This window comes from Haemophilus sp. THUN1692 (genome assembly GCF_059704395.1).
Map to the genome: position 1 here is coordinate 297,653 of NZ_AP046579.1, position 15,511 is coordinate 313,163.

The 15,511-nt window shown below is 39.4% G+C and carries 14 protein-coding genes and 1 pseudogene; 6 read left to right on the top strand and 9 right to left on the bottom strand.

The genetic code is table 11. The features are described 5' to 3' along the window. Nucleotides 1-3: 3 nt before the first annotated feature. Genes AC6H0A_RS01360 through AC6H0A_RS01370 form a run of 3 tightly spaced genes read right to left on the bottom strand, consistent with a single transcriptional unit; the run spans nucleotide 4 to nucleotide 3,540 of the window. A complete protein-coding gene (locus AC6H0A_RS01360) occupies nucleotides 4-891 on the bottom strand; it encodes an ABC transporter permease subunit (protein WP_005635811.1) in 888 nt (295 codons plus the stop codon). Beyond that, a complete protein-coding gene (locus tag AC6H0A_RS01365; RefSeq protein WP_005640491.1) occupies nucleotides 881-1,846 on the bottom strand; it encodes an ABC transporter permease in 966 nt (321 codons plus the stop codon). Before AC6H0A_RS01365 ends, AC6H0A_RS01360 begins: the two co-directional genes overlap by 11 nt. After that, on the bottom strand, nucleotides 1,846-3,540 hold the full coding sequence (locus AC6H0A_RS01370) for an ABC transporter substrate-binding protein (protein ID WP_005640493.1): 1,695 nt from the start codon (nucleotides 3,538-3,540) through the stop codon (nucleotides 1,846-1,848). Before AC6H0A_RS01370 ends, AC6H0A_RS01365 begins: the two co-directional genes overlap by 1 nt. 69 nt (nucleotides 3,541-3,609) lie before the next feature. Here AC6H0A_RS01370 and AC6H0A_RS01375 point away from each other — a divergent pair, with 69 nt between their 5' ends. After that, a complete protein-coding gene (locus AC6H0A_RS01375) occupies nucleotides 3,610-5,022 on the top strand; it encodes a YcjX family GTP-binding protein (RefSeq protein ID WP_005640495.1) in 1,413 nt (470 codons plus the stop codon). Nucleotides 5,023-5,059: 37 nt separating this feature from the next. Here AC6H0A_RS01375 and ppc read toward each other — a convergent pair whose 3' ends face one another. Further along, a complete protein-coding gene (gene ppc / locus AC6H0A_RS01380) occupies nucleotides 5,060-7,699 on the bottom strand; it encodes a phosphoenolpyruvate carboxylase (RefSeq protein ID WP_005640497.1) in 2,640 nt (879 codons plus the stop codon). A 182-nt stretch (nucleotides 7,700-7,881) separates the two neighbouring features. Next, nucleotides 7,882-8,892, bottom strand: a complete 1,011-nt coding sequence (purR, locus tag AC6H0A_RS01385) for an HTH-type transcriptional repressor PurR (protein ID WP_005640499.1) — start codon at nucleotides 8,890-8,892, stop codon at nucleotides 7,882-7,884. Between the two features lie 355 nt (nucleotides 8,893-9,247). Between purR and dapD the strand changes: the two genes are divergently transcribed. Continuing rightward, nucleotides 9,248-10,075: a 2,3,4,5-tetrahydropyridine-2,6-dicarboxylate N-succinyltransferase gene (dapD, locus tag AC6H0A_RS01390; RefSeq protein WP_044232323.1), complete on the top strand. Its 828-nt coding sequence runs from the start codon at nucleotides 9,248-9,250 to the stop codon at nucleotides 10,073-10,075. Nucleotides 10,076-10,130: 55 nt separating this feature from the next. On the opposite strand, the gene purA is transcribed toward dapD, so the two are convergent. The 3 genes from purA to AC6H0A_RS01405 all read right to left on the bottom strand — a co-directional run bounded on the left by purA (nucleotide 10,131) and on the right by AC6H0A_RS01405 (nucleotide 12,593). Next, nucleotides 10,131-11,429, bottom strand: coding sequence for an adenylosuccinate synthase (gene purA, locus AC6H0A_RS01395; protein ID WP_005640503.1), 1,299 nt, complete (start codon nucleotides 11,427-11,429; stop codon nucleotides 10,131-10,133). 332 nt (nucleotides 11,430-11,761) lie between these two features. Further along, nucleotides 11,762-12,046 (bottom strand): S24 family peptidase, encoded by a 285-nt coding sequence (locus AC6H0A_RS01400; protein WP_005640506.1) that lies wholly within the window; start codon nucleotides 12,044-12,046, stop codon nucleotides 11,762-11,764. Nucleotides 12,047-12,059: 13 nt separating this feature from the next. Further along, entirely contained in the window at nucleotides 12,060-12,593 is a 534-nt protein-coding gene (locus AC6H0A_RS01405; protein ID WP_044232325.1) for a helix-turn-helix domain-containing protein, read from the bottom strand. Between the two features lie 136 nt (nucleotides 12,594-12,729). On the opposite strand from AC6H0A_RS01405, the gene AC6H0A_RS01410 reads away from it, so the two are divergent. The 4 genes and pseudogenes from AC6H0A_RS01410 to AC6H0A_RS01425 all read left to right on the top strand — a co-directional run bounded on the left by AC6H0A_RS01410 (nucleotide 12,730) and on the right by AC6H0A_RS01425 (nucleotide 15,079). Beyond that, entirely contained in the window at nucleotides 12,730-12,918 is a 189-nt protein-coding gene (locus tag AC6H0A_RS01410; RefSeq protein WP_005640509.1) for a helix-turn-helix domain-containing protein, read from the top strand. Between the two features lie 137 nt (nucleotides 12,919-13,055). Next, nucleotides 13,056-14,336 (top strand): annotated as a pseudogene (locus AC6H0A_RS01415) (transposase domain-containing protein); the annotation flags it as partial. A 57-nt stretch (nucleotides 14,337-14,393) separates the two neighbouring features. Then, entirely contained in the window at nucleotides 14,394-14,915 is a 522-nt protein-coding gene (locus AC6H0A_RS01420) for a Mu transposase C-terminal domain-containing protein (RefSeq protein ID WP_497512655.1), read from the top strand. A gap of 23 nt (nucleotides 14,916-14,938) precedes the next feature. After that, nucleotides 14,939-15,079 carry a hypothetical protein gene (locus AC6H0A_RS01425; RefSeq protein WP_497512277.1) on the top strand — a complete coding sequence of 47 codons (141 nt, stop codon included), beginning with the start codon at nucleotides 14,939-14,941 and terminating at the stop codon, nucleotides 15,077-15,079. Nucleotides 15,080-15,166: 87 nt separating this feature from the next. Here AC6H0A_RS01425 and AC6H0A_RS01430 read toward each other — a convergent pair whose 3' ends face one another. Beyond that, nucleotides 15,167-15,505: a phage protein Gp27 family protein gene (locus tag AC6H0A_RS01430; protein ID WP_005640515.1), complete on the bottom strand. Its 339-nt coding sequence runs from the start codon at nucleotides 15,503-15,505 to the stop codon at nucleotides 15,167-15,169. Nucleotides 15,506-15,511 lie beyond the last annotated feature (6 nt).

Genomic DNA, 15,511 nt, shown 5'->3' on the forward strand with positions numbered 1-15,511 from the left:
AAATTATTCGTAATATTGGTTGATAGCTTTAGTTAAGCCATTGCTAAAAATAATGCTTAATAAAATGGTAAAAATAATTGCAAAGCCTGGGAGTAATACCGTCCAAGGTGCAAGATAGAGTAGTTCTAAAGAATCTCGAATCATTGCGCCCCATTCTGGGGTTGGTCGCTGTGCACCAAGAGAAATAAAACTCAAGGCGCTAATATCCAATATGGCGACAACAAATGCGCGTGCAATTTCTTGAACATAGATTACGGTGATATTAGGCAAAATGGTACTTTTTAATAATTCCCAATTAGAAATGCCCTCAAGTTTTAACATCAGCACGTAATCTTTTTTCAATTCTTGTTGAATTGCGCGATAAATTGCATGGATGAAATACGGCAATATCGCTAAAAGTGTTGCGAACATTGCATTCAATAAACTCGGTTCCATCAGTGTGGAAATTACGATAGCAATGAGCAAAATAGGGAGAGATAAAAAGGCATCGAAAATATGACCAACAAAACGCGCTTTTAAGCCTTTCAACATACCAGCAACAATGCCAAGGGTTCCACCAATTAAGGCAACGGCAAGTACGACTAGCAATGATGATCCAATAGTGTAACTTGTGCCCATAATTAGTCGGCTTAGTACATCACGGCCTAAATCATCAGTACCAAAGAAAAAGGCAATTTGACCTTTTTCGACCCAAGATGGTGGCATTAATTCTTGCCCGACAAACTGCATATTATGAGCATAAGGTGCGATCCAACCGCTGAAAAGTGCGGTTAGAATTAACAACGTTAATAAATAAAAGCTGAACAACGCAACGGTATTTTTGCGAAATAGTAGCCATATTTGGAATATTGAGGTATTTTCTCGAAATTCTTCAGGTTCTTTATCTTGCATACCAACCTTTCTTTTTAAATGGATCGAGCACGAAAGTAAGCGCTTTAATGAATGTGTCGATCAAAATAATGCAAACGCCAATGACAACTACACCCGCAGAAATACTATTGTAATCTTGTTGCGTTACGGCATCGATCAGCCAGCGACCAATTCCAGGCCAACCTAAAGCCGTTTCTACCAACATACATTGAGTTAATACTAGGGTAAACACGCGAGGTACTTGTGGAACAAGCAGAGGAAACGTATTACGGAATACATATTGATGGAGAATTTTCCATTTTGACCAACCCCGTGTCGTGGCAACTTTGGCAAAATTTTGGTTCAAAACATATTCTGCTCGTTGTTGAATAATTCGGATAATTTCCATTGTTGGCAAAATGCAAAGCACCAGTGTTGGTAAGGCTAAATGTTGCAAAACATTTTGTATAATTTTGGTGCGATAAGGCACATCCATAAACCAAACATCAATGACTGGGAAACCGGTAATCGGTTTTATTTCATAGAGTAAATTGTATTGTCCAATAGAGGCGATTTCCCAATGATTCACCGCTGCGACATAAAGTAAAATCGGTGCGAGCCAAAATATTGGGATCGACAAACCAACATAGGATAAACTTTTTAAGCTCTTGGCAAAAATATGTTGAGAATTTACCGCACTTATAATGCCAAGCGGCACGCCGAGAATGAATGCCAATAAAAGTGCGGTAAAACAGAGCTCTAATGTGGGTGGAAGTACCGTTAAAATTAAATCTATGAGCGATTTTCCACCGTTATAAGTAATGCCAAAATCGCCATGTAATAAGGTGCTTAAATAATTAAAATAACTGGTGTAAATATTGTGCGTGACGAGATCTGCATTAAGCGGATCTCGCAATAAAATCACGAAACTTAGCAAAGATAACACAAGCAAGAGCAAGGTTACCCAAAGGGTATGGCGAATAACAGACCACAACATTAGGGTTTCTCCTTGTGTAAGCGTAAGTCAGAAAAGTTAAGACTACCAAAAGGTGTCATTTCCACGCCTTTTACTCGGCTATTTGCCACCAAAATGCGTTTTACATTCGCGATAGGGATAATCGGTAATTCATGTAGAATCAGTTCTTGAGCGTCATTATAAGCACGCGCTCGTTCAGATAAATTAGAGGTGGCAATCGCGCGATCCATTAAATTATTAAATTCTTCGTTACACCAGTTAGATAAATTTGTGATTTCATTTTGCGTATTACAGCTCAAAATAGGGCGCATAAATCCATCAGGATCAAGATTTCCTGCTAACCATCCAGCTAAAATTAAATCGTAACTTTCTGATTTATTGCGGAGTTGCTCACTCAAAAATGTGCGTGTTACTGTCCGTACTTTCACTTTTACCCCCACTTGATCCAAATCAAATTTAATCATTTCCGCCATTTTAAAAGGGGCTGGGTTATACATTTGTTCTTCATTAATCACCCATAAATTGAGTGAAAGATGTTTATTTTCTAATTTTTTCTTCGCGGCTTTTGGATTGTAATCAAAGTCAAATTCTGGCGTGTTTACGCTAGAAGCCCAAGATATTTCAGGAATAATATTATTCGCCACTGTCGCAGTATTGTGATAGATGTTATGAATAATACGTGCACGGTTCAAACTTTGTGAGATAGCTTCTCGAATGATACGATCCTGCATCAATGGTTTTTCAAAATTGAAGGCAAGATATGCCAGATTCATTCCGTCAGTGGATTGCATATAGTAGTGCTTATCATCGCTATTTAATAAGCCAATTTGGCTCACTTCAGGATAAGAGGCTATTTGACATTCATTATTGAAAAATTTGACAAGTCGCCCGTTTCTATCAGTAGATAAATCCACGATAATATTTTCAATTTTTGCTTCTTTTTTCCAATAGTTTTCGTTACGCACTAAGCGAACATATTGGTTATACACATAATCCTTTACTTGATAAGGCCCTGTGCCTACTGGGTGAGTATCTAATTGAGTGAGATTATCGTCAGCGCTTAATTGATAGGCATATTCTTGTGAAAAAATAATGGCATATTGACTGGCAAGATGCGACAAGATCGACGAATCAGGCTCAAATAATTCAATTTTCACTTGATAAGGTGAAAGTGCGGTCACTGATTTAATTTTTTCATTAAGCTTAATGCTATCAAAATAAGGAAAGCGGACTTTTCTTGCTTGCTCGTGAAACACTTTATATTGTGGGTTTTTATAGGTAATTGCGGTTTCCGATAAAGTTGGCAAGTAAGTATCATGACCCAACACACGATTAATTGAAAACACCACATCTTCCGCATTAAAATCACGAGTTGGGGTAAACCAAGGCGTATGATGAAATTTCACCCCACGGCGTAAATTAATCAAAATTTCTTTGTTATCTGGTGAAATTGAATAGGATTGTGCAAGCACGGGCATAACGTTCGCACTATGGTTTTTTATTTCAAAAAGTTTGTTATAAATTTGCTCTGTTACCACATTCATACTTGTGCCAGCGTCAGCAGTTTGCGGATTAAAAGAAAATCCAGAGGCATTAGTACAATAAGTTAATCCGTTTTCTGTTAGGTGTTCTGGTACGCGCGGAGCCGCTTGAAGTTGGGAATTCAAACCAATACCAAATAGAAAACAGAAAAACGTAAGATTTTTGCGTAACATAACAAATGCATTGTGATAAATTATGTGCCAAATTGTAAGGCATATTAGTAAAAATGGCTAGGATATTGAATGTTTAATAGGGTTCAAAACGAAATCAATCAAATTATTAATCGTGGTTTTGACCGCACTTTGCGCTTGGCGGTCACAGGGTTAAGTCGGAGTGGAAAAACGGCGTTTATTACAAGTTTAATCAATCAACTTCTCTCCATTAATCAAAATTCATCACAGCACTTGCCCTTGTTTGAGGCGGCTAGAAATGGTGCAATCTTGGCGGTCAAACGTGTATCCCAACAAGATCTCAGCGTGCCACGTTTTGATTATGAAAGTAATTTAAATAATTTGTCACAAAATCCGCCTCAATGGTTTCAGTCTACTCGTGGCGTGAGTGAAACGCGTTTAGCAATTCGTTTTCAACGTCAATCTAGCTTGCTACGTCATTTGAAAGAACGCGGCACGCTTTATCTGGATATTTTTGATTATCCAGGTGAATGGCTGCTCGATTTGCCGTTATTAAATCTAGATTTTCAACAATGGTCACAAGAGCAAATCAAGGTCACAACTGGCGTTCGTGAAGAATTGGCGCAGAATTGGTTTTCCATGTTACAGAATTTGGATTTAAGTGCGGTCGCAAATGAAGATGTTTTAGCCAAGATAGAGAAAAGTTATACGGATTATTTACACCAATGTAAGTCACAAGGCATGCAATTTATTCAGCCTGGGCGATTTGTATTGCCAAGTGATTTAGAGGGGGCGCCAGCATTGCAATTTTTCCCATTGATTCATCTTTCAGAAGAACAGTGGAAAACCTTGAAAAAAACAGTCAAATCGAATAGCTATTTTGCCGTGTTGACAAAACGTTATGATTATTATCGCAATAAAATTGTGAAAGGTTTTTACGAAAATTATTTTTCTACCTTTGATCGTCAAGTGATTTTGGCGGATTGTTTAACGCCTTTAAATCATAGCCAGCAAGCCTTTTTAGATATGCAAATGGGCTTAAATCAGTTATTTAATAATTTCCATTATGGCAGCAGAAATTTTCTTCATCGTTTGTTTTCTCCGCGAATTGATCGATTAATGTTTGTTGCGACGAAGGCGGATCATATTACTCGTGATCAAATTCCTAATTTAGTGAGTTTAATGCGCCAAATTGTGCAAGAGGGTGGTCGCCATGTGGAATTTGAAGGAATCGATACGGAATATACCGCCATTGCGGCAGTTCGTACCACAAAGCAAGTAATTGTGAATCAGCAAGGAAAAGAAATTAAAGCAATTCAAGGGATTCGTTCTATTGATAAACAGCCGATTACGCTTTATCCAGGAACGGTGCCAAGTAAATTACCAAGAACAGAATTTTGGCAAAAACAACCGCACTTTGATTTCGATAGTTTTGAACCTCAGCCTTTAGAACAGGGCAAAACAATTCCTCATTTGAGAATGGATGCGGTTTTACAATTTTTATTAAGTGATCGATTTGAATAAAAAAGTGCGGAAAATTTTCCGCACTTTTTTCATCTTGCTAGCCCGTATTGCGCATCCCAGCCGCGATACCTGTGATGGTAATCATCAATGCTTGTTCCACATCGGGATTGATTTGCTCTGGATTTTCACGGAAACGGTGAAGCAATTCCACTTGCAGTAGATTGAGTGGATCCGTGTAGATATTACGCAATGCAATTGAATCTGCAATCCAAGGTAAATCAGACATCAGTTCACTTTGGTGAGAAAGTGAAAGCACAGTTTGAATATCATCTTTAAGTTGCTTACGTAAATTTTCACCTAAATACCAAAGTTCTTTTTTCACTAATCGTTGATCATATTGTTGGGAAAGCCAAGCATCTGATTTACTAAAGACCATTTCCAACATTCCGATTCGCGTTGAAAAGAATGGCCAGTTTTCGCACATTTCATGAAAGACCTCGCCTTTGCCTTGTTCAATAATCTGACGGATAGAGGCACCCGCGCCCAACCAAGCAGGTAGCATTAAGCGATTTTGCATCCACGCAAAAATCCAAGGAATGGCGCGTAAACTTTCCACGCCGCCATTTGGATTGCGTTTTGCAGGGCGAGAACCAAGTGGCAATTTGGAGAGTTCCTGTTCTGGTGTCGCACTGCGGAAATAAGGAACGAAATCTTTATCACCACGCACCACACCGCGATAAATATTGCAAGAAATCGTGGAAAGCTCATCCATTATAGTGCGCCATTCTGGTTTCGGTTCTGGTGGCGGTAAAAGATTTGCTTCTAAAATGGCGCTGGCGTAGAGATCAAAGGTTTCTACCGCTACAGCCGGTAAACCCAGTTTAAAACGAATCATTTCGCCTTGTTCTGTTACACGTAAACCATTTTTTAAGGAACGAGGTGGCTGTGAAAGTAATGCCGCATGTGCTGGCGCACCGCCACGACCAATCGTGCCACCACGTCCATGGAATAAAGTGAGTTCAATGCCAAGCTTTTCTGTTAAATTCACTAAGGCTTCTTGTGCACGATATTGCGCCCAAGAGGCAGCCATCATTCCCGCATCTTTTGCCGAATCCGAATAGCCAATCATCACCATTTGACGATTATTGATAACGCCACGATACCAACCCACATTGAAAAGTTGAGTCATCACTTTTTCGGCTGCATCTAAATCGTCTAAGGTTTCAAATAATGGCACGACAGGAATATGATATGGCACGCCCGCTTCTTTTAAGAGTAAATGAACGGCTAAAACATCAGATGCACTGCGTGCCATAGAAATGACATAACAAGCTATTACGCCTTGTTTTTGTTGAGCAATGACTTTGCAAGTATCTAAAATTTCTTTGGTTTCTGGCGATGGCGTCCAGTTTTGCAGAATCAATGGACGGCGAGAGCTTAATTCGCGAATTAAGAAAGCCTGTTTATCGTCTTCCGTCCATTGAGAGTAATTGCCTAAACCAATATAGCGTGTGATTTCAGCAATGGCATCAGTGTGACGTGTGCTTTCTTGGCGAATATCCATTTGAGAAAGCGTTACGCCAAAACAACTAATACGGTGCAAAATATTCAACAATGAACCATTGGCAATAATGCGCATACCGCATTGGATTAAAGATTGATAACAATCGTAAAGCGGCTCCCAAAGTTGATTATCTTCTAAAATAATCTCGCTTTCGGATACGCGCGGTGTGCGATCTGATAGGAGATCATCAAAATAAGCTAATGTTGCCGTAAGCTGATTGCGTAAATTTTTCACCACAAAACGATAGGGTTCCAAATGTTCACCGTATTTAGCACGAAATTCATCGCTACATTTCACCATTGAAAGTTCATCGGCTAATTTGCTAATGTCTTGTAAGAATAAATCCGCCGCTTTCCAACGGGCAAAATAAAGCACTTTTTGGGTGATTTGTGCGGTGACAAATGGATTTCCATCACGGTCGCCGCCCATCCAAGAGGAAATGCGTACGGGTTTTAATCCTACTGGCAAATCGTAACCTAAAAATTCACGGGCAGTTTCGTTGAGTTGGCGTAAAAATTCTGGCACAGCTTGCCACAAACTGTTTTCCAACATCGCAAAGCCCCATTTGGCTTCATCAAATGGTGTTGGGCGAACAGTACGAATTTCATTGGTATGCCATGCTTCTGCGATTAAGCGAAGTAATAGACGTTCAATAATATTGCGTTCTTTTTCAGTTAAATCATGATGTTCTAGCTTGCTTAAACATTTATTGATTTCAATGTGTTTATGAATGAGTGAACGACGTGTTGTTTCTGTTGGATGTGCAGTCAGAACAAGCTCAATTAATAATTTTTCGACGGTTTTATGCACGTCTTCCACAGAGGCATTTTGTTCTTTTAAGCGTTTGAAAAGTTCGCTTAAGGATTGAGAAGAACTTTGTGCTAGAGAATGTTCACGAGAAATCGTTTGATATTGTTCAGCAATGTTTGTGAGGTTTAAAAATTGGCTGAAAGCACGTGCAACAGGAATAATATTTTCATTAGAAATACTACCGAGCGTGTCGAGCAATTCTTGTCTTGCTTTATCATCACCAGCCCGAGAATTACGAGAAAGTTTACGAATATTTTCGATTAATTCGAGAATATCGGCACCTTGGGCATCGTTGATTGTTTCTCCGAGAAAACGCCCTAACATACTAATGTTATTGCGCAGAGTGGTGTACTCTTGTGTCATAGGAACTCCTAAAAGTAAAAATAAAATTCATAAGTTGGCGATAGATATAGCTAAAAACGGAAGATAGGGCAAATGGTATTCATAGAAACATTGAAGATAATCAAGAAAAGCTAAAAAATAGATAAAAAAGAACCGCACTTTTTATGGATTGTTTAAAAAGTGCGGTTTATTTTTAATAAGTTTTATAAAATTGATTTAATGGATTTTCGAATAATAAGCTCAGGACCAATGTCAATACGACTATATTGCTGAACGCCTTGATCTTTTTGGCTAATACGCTCTAATAAGATATTCACTGCCTGTCTGCCTAATCGTAGCTTAGATTGGTGAATGGTGGTTAATGGTGGCGCATAGAAACGTGAAGCATGGATATCATCATAGCCGATAATAGACATATCATCGGGCACGCGCAACCCTTTTTCTGTCAGTGCAGAAATTGCACCGAGCGCCATCACATCGTTACAACAGAATAGGGCAGTTGGTAATTCCTCCTGAGCCAGTAAACGATTCATACATTCATAACCATCTTCAGGCTCAAATGCACCTTCGAAAATCCAAGGTTCATGCACTTCAAGATTCGCATCTGCCATCGCTTTTAAAAAGCCTTTATAACGAGTTTTTGCAGTGGTTTTATTGAGTTCACCGCAGATAATACCGATTTTTTTATGACCGCACTCAATGAGGTGTTTGGTTGCTAAATATCCTCCATCAAAACTATGATCATCAATTACATCTGTATTAGTATTTGGGCCCCAGTCCATCACAACCATTGGAATACTGGAAAATGATGAAAGCAAATCTAAGGAGTCTTGCGTATATTCAGAACACATCACAAGCAAACCATCTACCCGTTTTTTCGCCAACATTTCCAAATGGTTTTTGACTTTTTCAGGTTCATTTTGTGTATTACACAAGAACAATGAATAACCTTGTCGATAGCAATGTTCTTCAACAGAATGAATGATTTCGGCAAAATACGGCGCTTCACTGGTCGTCACAATCATCCCGATAGATTTCGTGGTATTGACTTTCAAACTGCGCGCCACGGCACTGGGTGAATAGTTAAGTTGCTTAATCGCTAATAACACCGCTTCTTCCGTATCTTTTGCAACGAAGCGGGTTTTATTAATAACATGAGATACGGTTGTGGTGGACACGCCAGCCATTTTTGCGACATCTTTAATTGTTGCCATATTTCGATCCCCAAAAATTTTTGCCTATTATAAAGGTTTGTAAAAAATTTCGTTACTTTTATTGAAATTTTTTTGTAAAAGAGGTGATTTTCTTAAAACAATCTTGTTACAATGTGGTCTCATTTTTAGTGAGGAGAAAAACATGAGTGATTTTGGTTATGCAATGATTGCAGTTGTATTGAGTATGTCAGTCGTTTGTGGTTTAGCGCTTTCAATTTTTTAATCAATTATGTTTCAGGATCACCGCAGTTTGTTTTAATACAAAGTGCGGTGATTTTTTTAGGTGTTTTTGCGCAGCAAGCGAAAATATGATAAAACAGATTCCATCTTATTCACACAAAACATAGGAAATACAATGTCAAACTTACAAGCAATTATTGAAGCTGCATTTGAGAGACGTGCAGAAATTACACCAAAAACCGTTGATGCAGAAACGCGCGCGGCAATTGAAGAAGTAATCGAAGGATTAGATTCGGGTAAATACCGTGTTGCAGAAAAAATTGATGGCGAATGGGTAACACATCAATGGTTAAAAAAAGCGGTTTTACTTTCATTCCGTATTAATGACAACCAAATCATTGATGGTGCAGAAACAAAATATTACGACAAAGTGGCATTAAAATTTTCGGATTACACCGAAGAACGTTTTGCTCAAGAAGGTTTCCGTGTTGTACCTTCTGCAACGGTGCGTAAGGGGGCATACATTTCTAAAAACTGCGTATTAATGCCATCTTATGTAAATATTGGTGCTTATGTTGGCGAAGGCACCATGGTCGATACTTGGGCTACGGTAGGTTCATGTGCACAGATCGGTAAAAACGTTCACTTATCTGGTGGTGTAGGCATCGGTGGAGTATTAGAACCATTACAAGCCAATCCAACCATTATCGGTGATAACTGTTTTATCGGTGCACGTTCAGAAGTGGTAGAAGGCGTCATTGTAGAAGATGGCTGTGTTATTTCAATGGGTGTATTCATCGGTCAATCAACTAAAATTTATGATCGTGAAACCGGTGAAATTCACTACGGCCGTGTACCAGCTGGTTCTGTGGTGGTATCTGGTAGCCTTCCATCAAAATGTGGAAAATATAGCTTATATTGCGCAGTGATCGTGAAAAAAGTGGATGCGAAAACTTTAGGCAAAGTGGGCATCAACGAATTATTACGTTCTATCGAAGAATAGTAAAAAATAATAAAAAAGACCGCACTTTTAAAGTGCGGTCAGAAATTTAAAGAAATTAAGCAGCGAACGGATCACGTAAAATCATGGTTTCTACACGATCAGGGCCAGTTGAAAGAATATCAATTGGTACGCCAGTTACTTCTTCAATACGTTTAATATAGTTAATGCAGTTTTGTGGTAATTTATTTACATCTGTGACGCGGAAAGTATTTTCTTTCCAACCCGGTAATGTTTCATAAATTGGTTCTACCCCTTCCCAATCTTTCGCCGCTAACGGCGCATATTCAACGATTTCACCATTTGGCATTTTGTATGCAACACAGATTTTTACTTCATCAAAACCATCTAATACGTCTAATTTGGTCATACAGAAGCCAGAAATAGAGTTAAGTTGAATTGCTCGGCGAATGGCTACGGCATCGAACCAACCGCAACGACGTGGACGGCCTGTTACTGCGCCAAATTCGTTACCTTTACGCGCAATTTCAGCACCCACATCATCAAATAATTCTGTTGTGAATGGACCTCCACCTACACGAGTACAGTAAGCTTTGATGATACCAAGTACATAGTCTAAGTTACGTGGGCCAAAACCAGAACCTGTTGCAACACCACCAGCCGTTGTGTTTGAACTGGTTACATACGGATAAGTACCGTGGTCGATGTCCAACATGGTACCTTGTGCACCTTCAAATAAAATGTGCTCACCATTTTTGCGTGCTGTATCAAGAATTGTAGTGATGTCTGCCACCATACCAGTGATTACATCGGCAATTGCCATTACATCATCTAAGGTTTTTTGATAATCGACAGGTTCAACTTTGTAGTAGTTCACTAATTGGAAATTATAGTATTCAAGGATGTTTTTGAGTTTTTCGGCAAAAGCTTCTTTATTAAATAAATCGCCTACGCGTAAACCACGACGAGCCACTTTATCTTCATAAGCAGGGCCAATACCACGACCAGTCGTACCGATAGCTTTTTTGCCGAGTGCTGCTTCACGGGCGTGATCCATAGCCACATGATAGGGTAAGATTAAAGGGCATGCTTCAGAAATTAACAAACGTTCACGAACTTTAATACCACGGTTTTCAAGTTCGCCCATTTCTTTCATTAATGCTTCAGGCGAAACCACAACGCCATTACCAATTAAGCAAGTTACGTTTGGATGTAACATACCAGATGGAATTAAACGTAATACGGTTTTTTCTCCATTAATGATAAGTGTGTGACCTGCGTTGTGACCGCCTTGGTAACGAACTACGTATTTTACGCGATCCGTTAGAAGATCGACGATTTTCCCTTTACCTTCATCGCCCCATTGAGCGCCTAAGATAACAACACTTTTTCCCATAATTTCCGCCTTTTATTCGGTTAAATTAGTCAAATGAACAGCCGTTTACTTTACTCTTTTTCGGCTTTAATCTCAATGATATAAAAGAAAAAGTGCGGTGATTTTTCACCGCTGTATCCAACCACTTAATATGAGAAACAAAGAAACAAATAGGGATTGGGCGGAAATTTTCGGGAATAAGTGGGATGGATATAGATAAAACGGGGCTTGGCGGTGTGCCAGCCCCTTTTTTATTGGAAGAAAAACAGAAATAATGAAATGGGAAAAATTTCCCAAAACTTGCCAATTTAACCGCTAAATTTGGGAAACGTTAAAGCGGGTTTAAATGGTGTTTAAATCATATTTTTGCCGAGGTGGACGAGTTGTCCTATAACTTGAAGATTTTCGGCTTCATCCTTTGAAAGTATGATTGGGGGATATTCTTCTCTATTGTCTGAAATCAGTTCCACGCCGTCCCAACGAATTTTCACGCGTTTCACCCACACGCTTGCTCCGTTTTGCACTAAATAGATTTTATCGCCTTTGATTTCCTTTCTTTTTAAATCCACCAACATCTGATCGCCGTCTTCAAAGACTACACAGTAAACATTTATTCTGTGTAATTTTCTATGTAGCATATAAATACTATAATTATTTGAATTTATTAGTTATTTTTTTAACTCTTTTTCTTTCTGTGTTGTTAAACATTTTATTTTCTGTGTACTCAATAAGCTTCATTTGAGCCAATAATGTTTCATGAGTCATCTTTGCAAGATCAAAAATGAGTTTTTTGCCTTTTGTATCACTTCTTCTGTACCAGTTAAGTAATATTTTTTCTTCCATATTTACTAAAACGTATGAGTCAGCATCTTTTGGCGTAATTGGCTGCTCCTCTTTTGGAATATCGTCCATCCCTATATGCTGTTCAATTTTTTCTTTCGCAGTTTTAGATAAAAACTGGCTCAGTTCATCTCCTCTTTTACCAGTCAAAATATATTCGACATCGAGCTTTAGTTCGGAGTGTTGTAAATCAGCTAACATTAAAGCTTCTTTTGGAAACGCTCCTCTACGCTTTCTTTCTGCGAAAGCACTTTTAGACATGCCTAAAAATTCAGCCACATCTTTATCCATAGTTACGGAAAGTTCAGTTTTTAATCTATTGACGATATCTGTGAAATTTTTCATAAAAAAACCTTGCAATTCATAAAATTCATATTAACATGAACTAGGTAAACAATAATGAACTATATGATTTAATATTAAATTAGATCATTGATTTTAGTTCATTAAATGATTTTAGTCCATAAAAGAGGTGAGATTTATGAAAAAAAGAACAAGAGAGGAAGTAAAAGTGTGGCTCGAGGAGCTAAATATCACGCAAACTGAATGGGGGAGAAGAAACGGTTACAGTTCAAATGAGATCAGCCGAGTTCTAAGTGGAAAATCTAAATTGAATTATGGAAGAGAAAGAGAAATTGCACTCAAGTTAAATATTCAAATTGATTGTTAGGGATTCATATGAATGAACTTAAATCACATTACTCTGCGCAAGAGTTGGTTGATCTTAGTTTGCTCTCTTTGCCAAGAACTAAAAAAGCTATTTTAACAATGGCAAAACGAGAAAGTTGGTAATTCCAAGCTCGCCAAGGAAAAGGTGGTGGTTACGAATACGCCTTCTCCTCTCTCCCACAAGCAACCCAAGCAGAGCTTTTATTAAAACAAAGTGCGGTGGAAATCGACAACGTTTCAGAAACACCCCGCGCGAGAAAAGAACTCAACTATTTGCCCGAAGTGATTTGGAAACCTTATGAAAAGGCGACTGATAAACAAAGGGAACACGTCAAAGCGAAACTTGCGCCACTGCATAAATTAGACGATTTAGTGAGAAATGGCTTGGAATTGATGACTGCTTTGGATGCTGTCGCGGAAGAATGCGACATTGCGAAAGGATCGCTCAAACGTTGGTATTACCAAGTGCGGTCGTTTGAACGTCCGGATTGGCTACCGTTATTGATTGCTAAACACAATAACAAGAAATCTGGTAAGGAAGCGGCATTTACGGAAGATGCCTGGGAAGCCTTTAAAGCAGATTATTTCCGTAACGAACAACCGCAATTTGGCAGTTGTTATGAACGCTTAAAACGTGCCGCACGAGAAAACGGCTGGTCAATACCATCAGCGAGCAGCATTAAACGCAAAATCATACGCGACGTACCAAAATTAGTGCAAGTACAGTTACGTGAAGGCGACCATGCTGTGATGCAATATTACCCTTCAATGCGTCGCACAGTTGCGGAAATTGAAGCCCTTGAATGGATCAACGGCGACGGCTATCAACACAACGTGTTCGTGCGTTGGCATAACGGTGAGATTGTCCGCCCTAAAACCTGGATTTGGCAAGACATTCGCACCCGTAAAATCTTGTCATATCGCGTGGATTTGAGCGAAAACAGCGACACCATTCGCTTGAGCTTAATGGATTTGATTTGGAAATACGGCATTCCGAAAAAATGCACCATTGATAACACTCGTGCAGCGGCAAACAAATGGATGACTGGCGGCGTGAAAAACCGCTACCGCTTCAAAGTGAAAGAAGATGATGTGACTGGGATTATCCCGATGCTTGGCATCGAATTGTTGTGGACATCGGTGCAATTTGGCAAAGGCCACGGACAAGCAAAACCGATTGAACGTGCCTTTTCCCATGGTGGTTTAGGCGAATTAGTTGATAAACACCCAAGTCTTGCAGGCTTTTACGCAGGCGAGAACGTTTATAACAAGCCTGACAACTATAACGGCGGTAAAGACGGCGTAGATTACGACACATTTATTTTAGCCATAGAAGATGGCATACGCACTTTCAATGAACGTGAAGGCAGACAAACGGAAATTTGCCAAGGCATTTACAGCTTCAGCCAAGTGTTTGAGCGCGATTATGCCAAGGCGCAAATTCGCAAGGCAAGCGCAGAACAAATGCGTTTTTTAATGTTGATGAGCGAAGCCGTTACATTGAGAAAAGACGGCACATTTGAGTTAGATGCTGGTGGCAAGGTCAATAATCGCAAAAACCGCTATTTAGCGAGCGAGCTGATTGCCACCGCGCACCGCAAGGTGGTGGTGAAATTCGACCCGCAAGACTTGCACAACAAAGTGTGGGTTTACGGTTTGGATGGTGTGTTCTTAGCCGAAGCGAAATGTACTGAAGCGGTGGCATTTGGTGATAAAGCGAAAGGTCGTGAGCACGATAAAGCACGCAAACAAATGGTGAAAGCGGTGAAAGCGGTAGCGAAAGCCACCCTCACTATGAATGCACAAGAAGCTGCGCGTTATCAGCCTCAATTCGAGGAAGAAGAACCACTAGAACCGAAAATCATCGAGCTATTCCGACAAGATGGTAACGCAGTGCGCAAACACGAAGCAGTATTAGATGACGATGAAGATACCAACGATTTTGAACAAGGCTGGCAAAAAGGGCTTGCAATGTTGAAAAAGGAAAAAGGGCTTTAAGCCGTATTTAAGGCGCGTTAAACATGACTTTAATTGAACAAATCAAGCAATTTTTAGACAACCAAACCTACACCCAGCGCGAGATTGCCGCACAATCAGGCGTGAATCCAGGGGCATTAAGCGTAAAGAGATCCAACATAACCACTACAAATAATGTAAGATAAATGGGCTTTTGATGTGGGAAGTTCTCTGAAGAAATGGGACTATATGTAATCTCATTACACTATTTGAAAAACGGAAAGCCTAAAAATTTAGGCTTTTTCTTCGTTTAATAGTTGGTTGATTTGGTTTAGCGTTTTTTGCTTTTCATGTTCTAGCTTGCCTAGCTTTTTATAGAGTGATGATAGAGAAAGGCTATCAAAATTTTCTATTGTGATTTGGGCTAGGAGTTCGTTTGAATTGCCTTTGGCTGTGTAGCCGTCAATTTCTTTTAAATAGCGGGTGTAGCGGTGAATAGTGCTTTTACTTACTGAATAGCCTTGTTGTTTTAACCAATCGCTAAGAGCGTGATAGTGTTGGTAGTGGTTCGCCCTAATTTGTTCTTGTAGCTCGGTGAGTACTTGCGGGGGAAGTTTTGCTAATTTTGCCATTTTTAA

Coding starts and splice junctions, on each gene's coding strand:
- AC6H0A_RS01360 (WP_005635811.1), bottom strand. CDS start 891: ATGCAAGATAAAGAACCTGAAGAATTTCGAGAAAATACCTCAATATTC.
- AC6H0A_RS01365 (WP_005640491.1), bottom strand. CDS start 1,846: ATGTTGTGGTCTGTTATTCGCCATACCCTTTGGGTAACCTTGCTCTTG.
- AC6H0A_RS01370 (WP_005640493.1), bottom strand. CDS start 3,540: ATGTTACGCAAAAATCTTACGTTTTTCTGTTTTCTATTTGGTATTGGT.
- AC6H0A_RS01375 (WP_005640495.1), top strand. CDS start 3,610: ATGTTTAATAGGGTTCAAAACGAAATCAATCAAATTATTAATCGTGGT.
- ppc (WP_005640497.1), bottom strand. CDS start 7,699: ATGACACAAGAGTACACCACTCTGCGCAATAACATTAGTATGTTAGGG.
- purR (WP_005640499.1), bottom strand. CDS start 8,892: ATGGCAACAATTAAAGATGTCGCAAAAATGGCTGGCGTGTCCACCACA.
- dapD (WP_044232323.1), top strand. CDS start 9,248: ATGTCAAACTTACAAGCAATTATTGAAGCTGCATTTGAGAGACGTGCA.
- purA (WP_005640503.1), bottom strand. CDS start 11,429: ATGGGAAAAAGTGTTGTTATCTTAGGCGCTCAATGGGGCGATGAAGGT.
- AC6H0A_RS01400 (WP_005640506.1), bottom strand. CDS start 12,046: ATGCTACATAGAAAATTACACAGAATAAATGTTTACTGTGTAGTCTTT.
- AC6H0A_RS01405 (WP_044232325.1), bottom strand. CDS start 12,593: ATGAAAAATTTCACAGATATCGTCAATAGATTAAAAACTGAACTTTCC.
- AC6H0A_RS01410 (WP_005640509.1), top strand. CDS start 12,730: ATGAAAAAAAGAACAAGAGAGGAAGTAAAAGTGTGGCTCGAGGAGCTA.
- AC6H0A_RS01420 (WP_497512655.1), top strand. CDS start 14,394: ATGTTGATGAGCGAAGCCGTTACATTGAGAAAAGACGGCACATTTGAG.
- AC6H0A_RS01425 (WP_497512277.1), top strand. CDS start 14,939: ATGACTTTAATTGAACAAATCAAGCAATTTTTAGACAACCAAACCTAC.
- AC6H0A_RS01430 (WP_005640515.1), bottom strand. CDS start 15,505: ATGGCAAAATTAGCAAAACTTCCCCCGCAAGTACTCACCGAGCTACAA.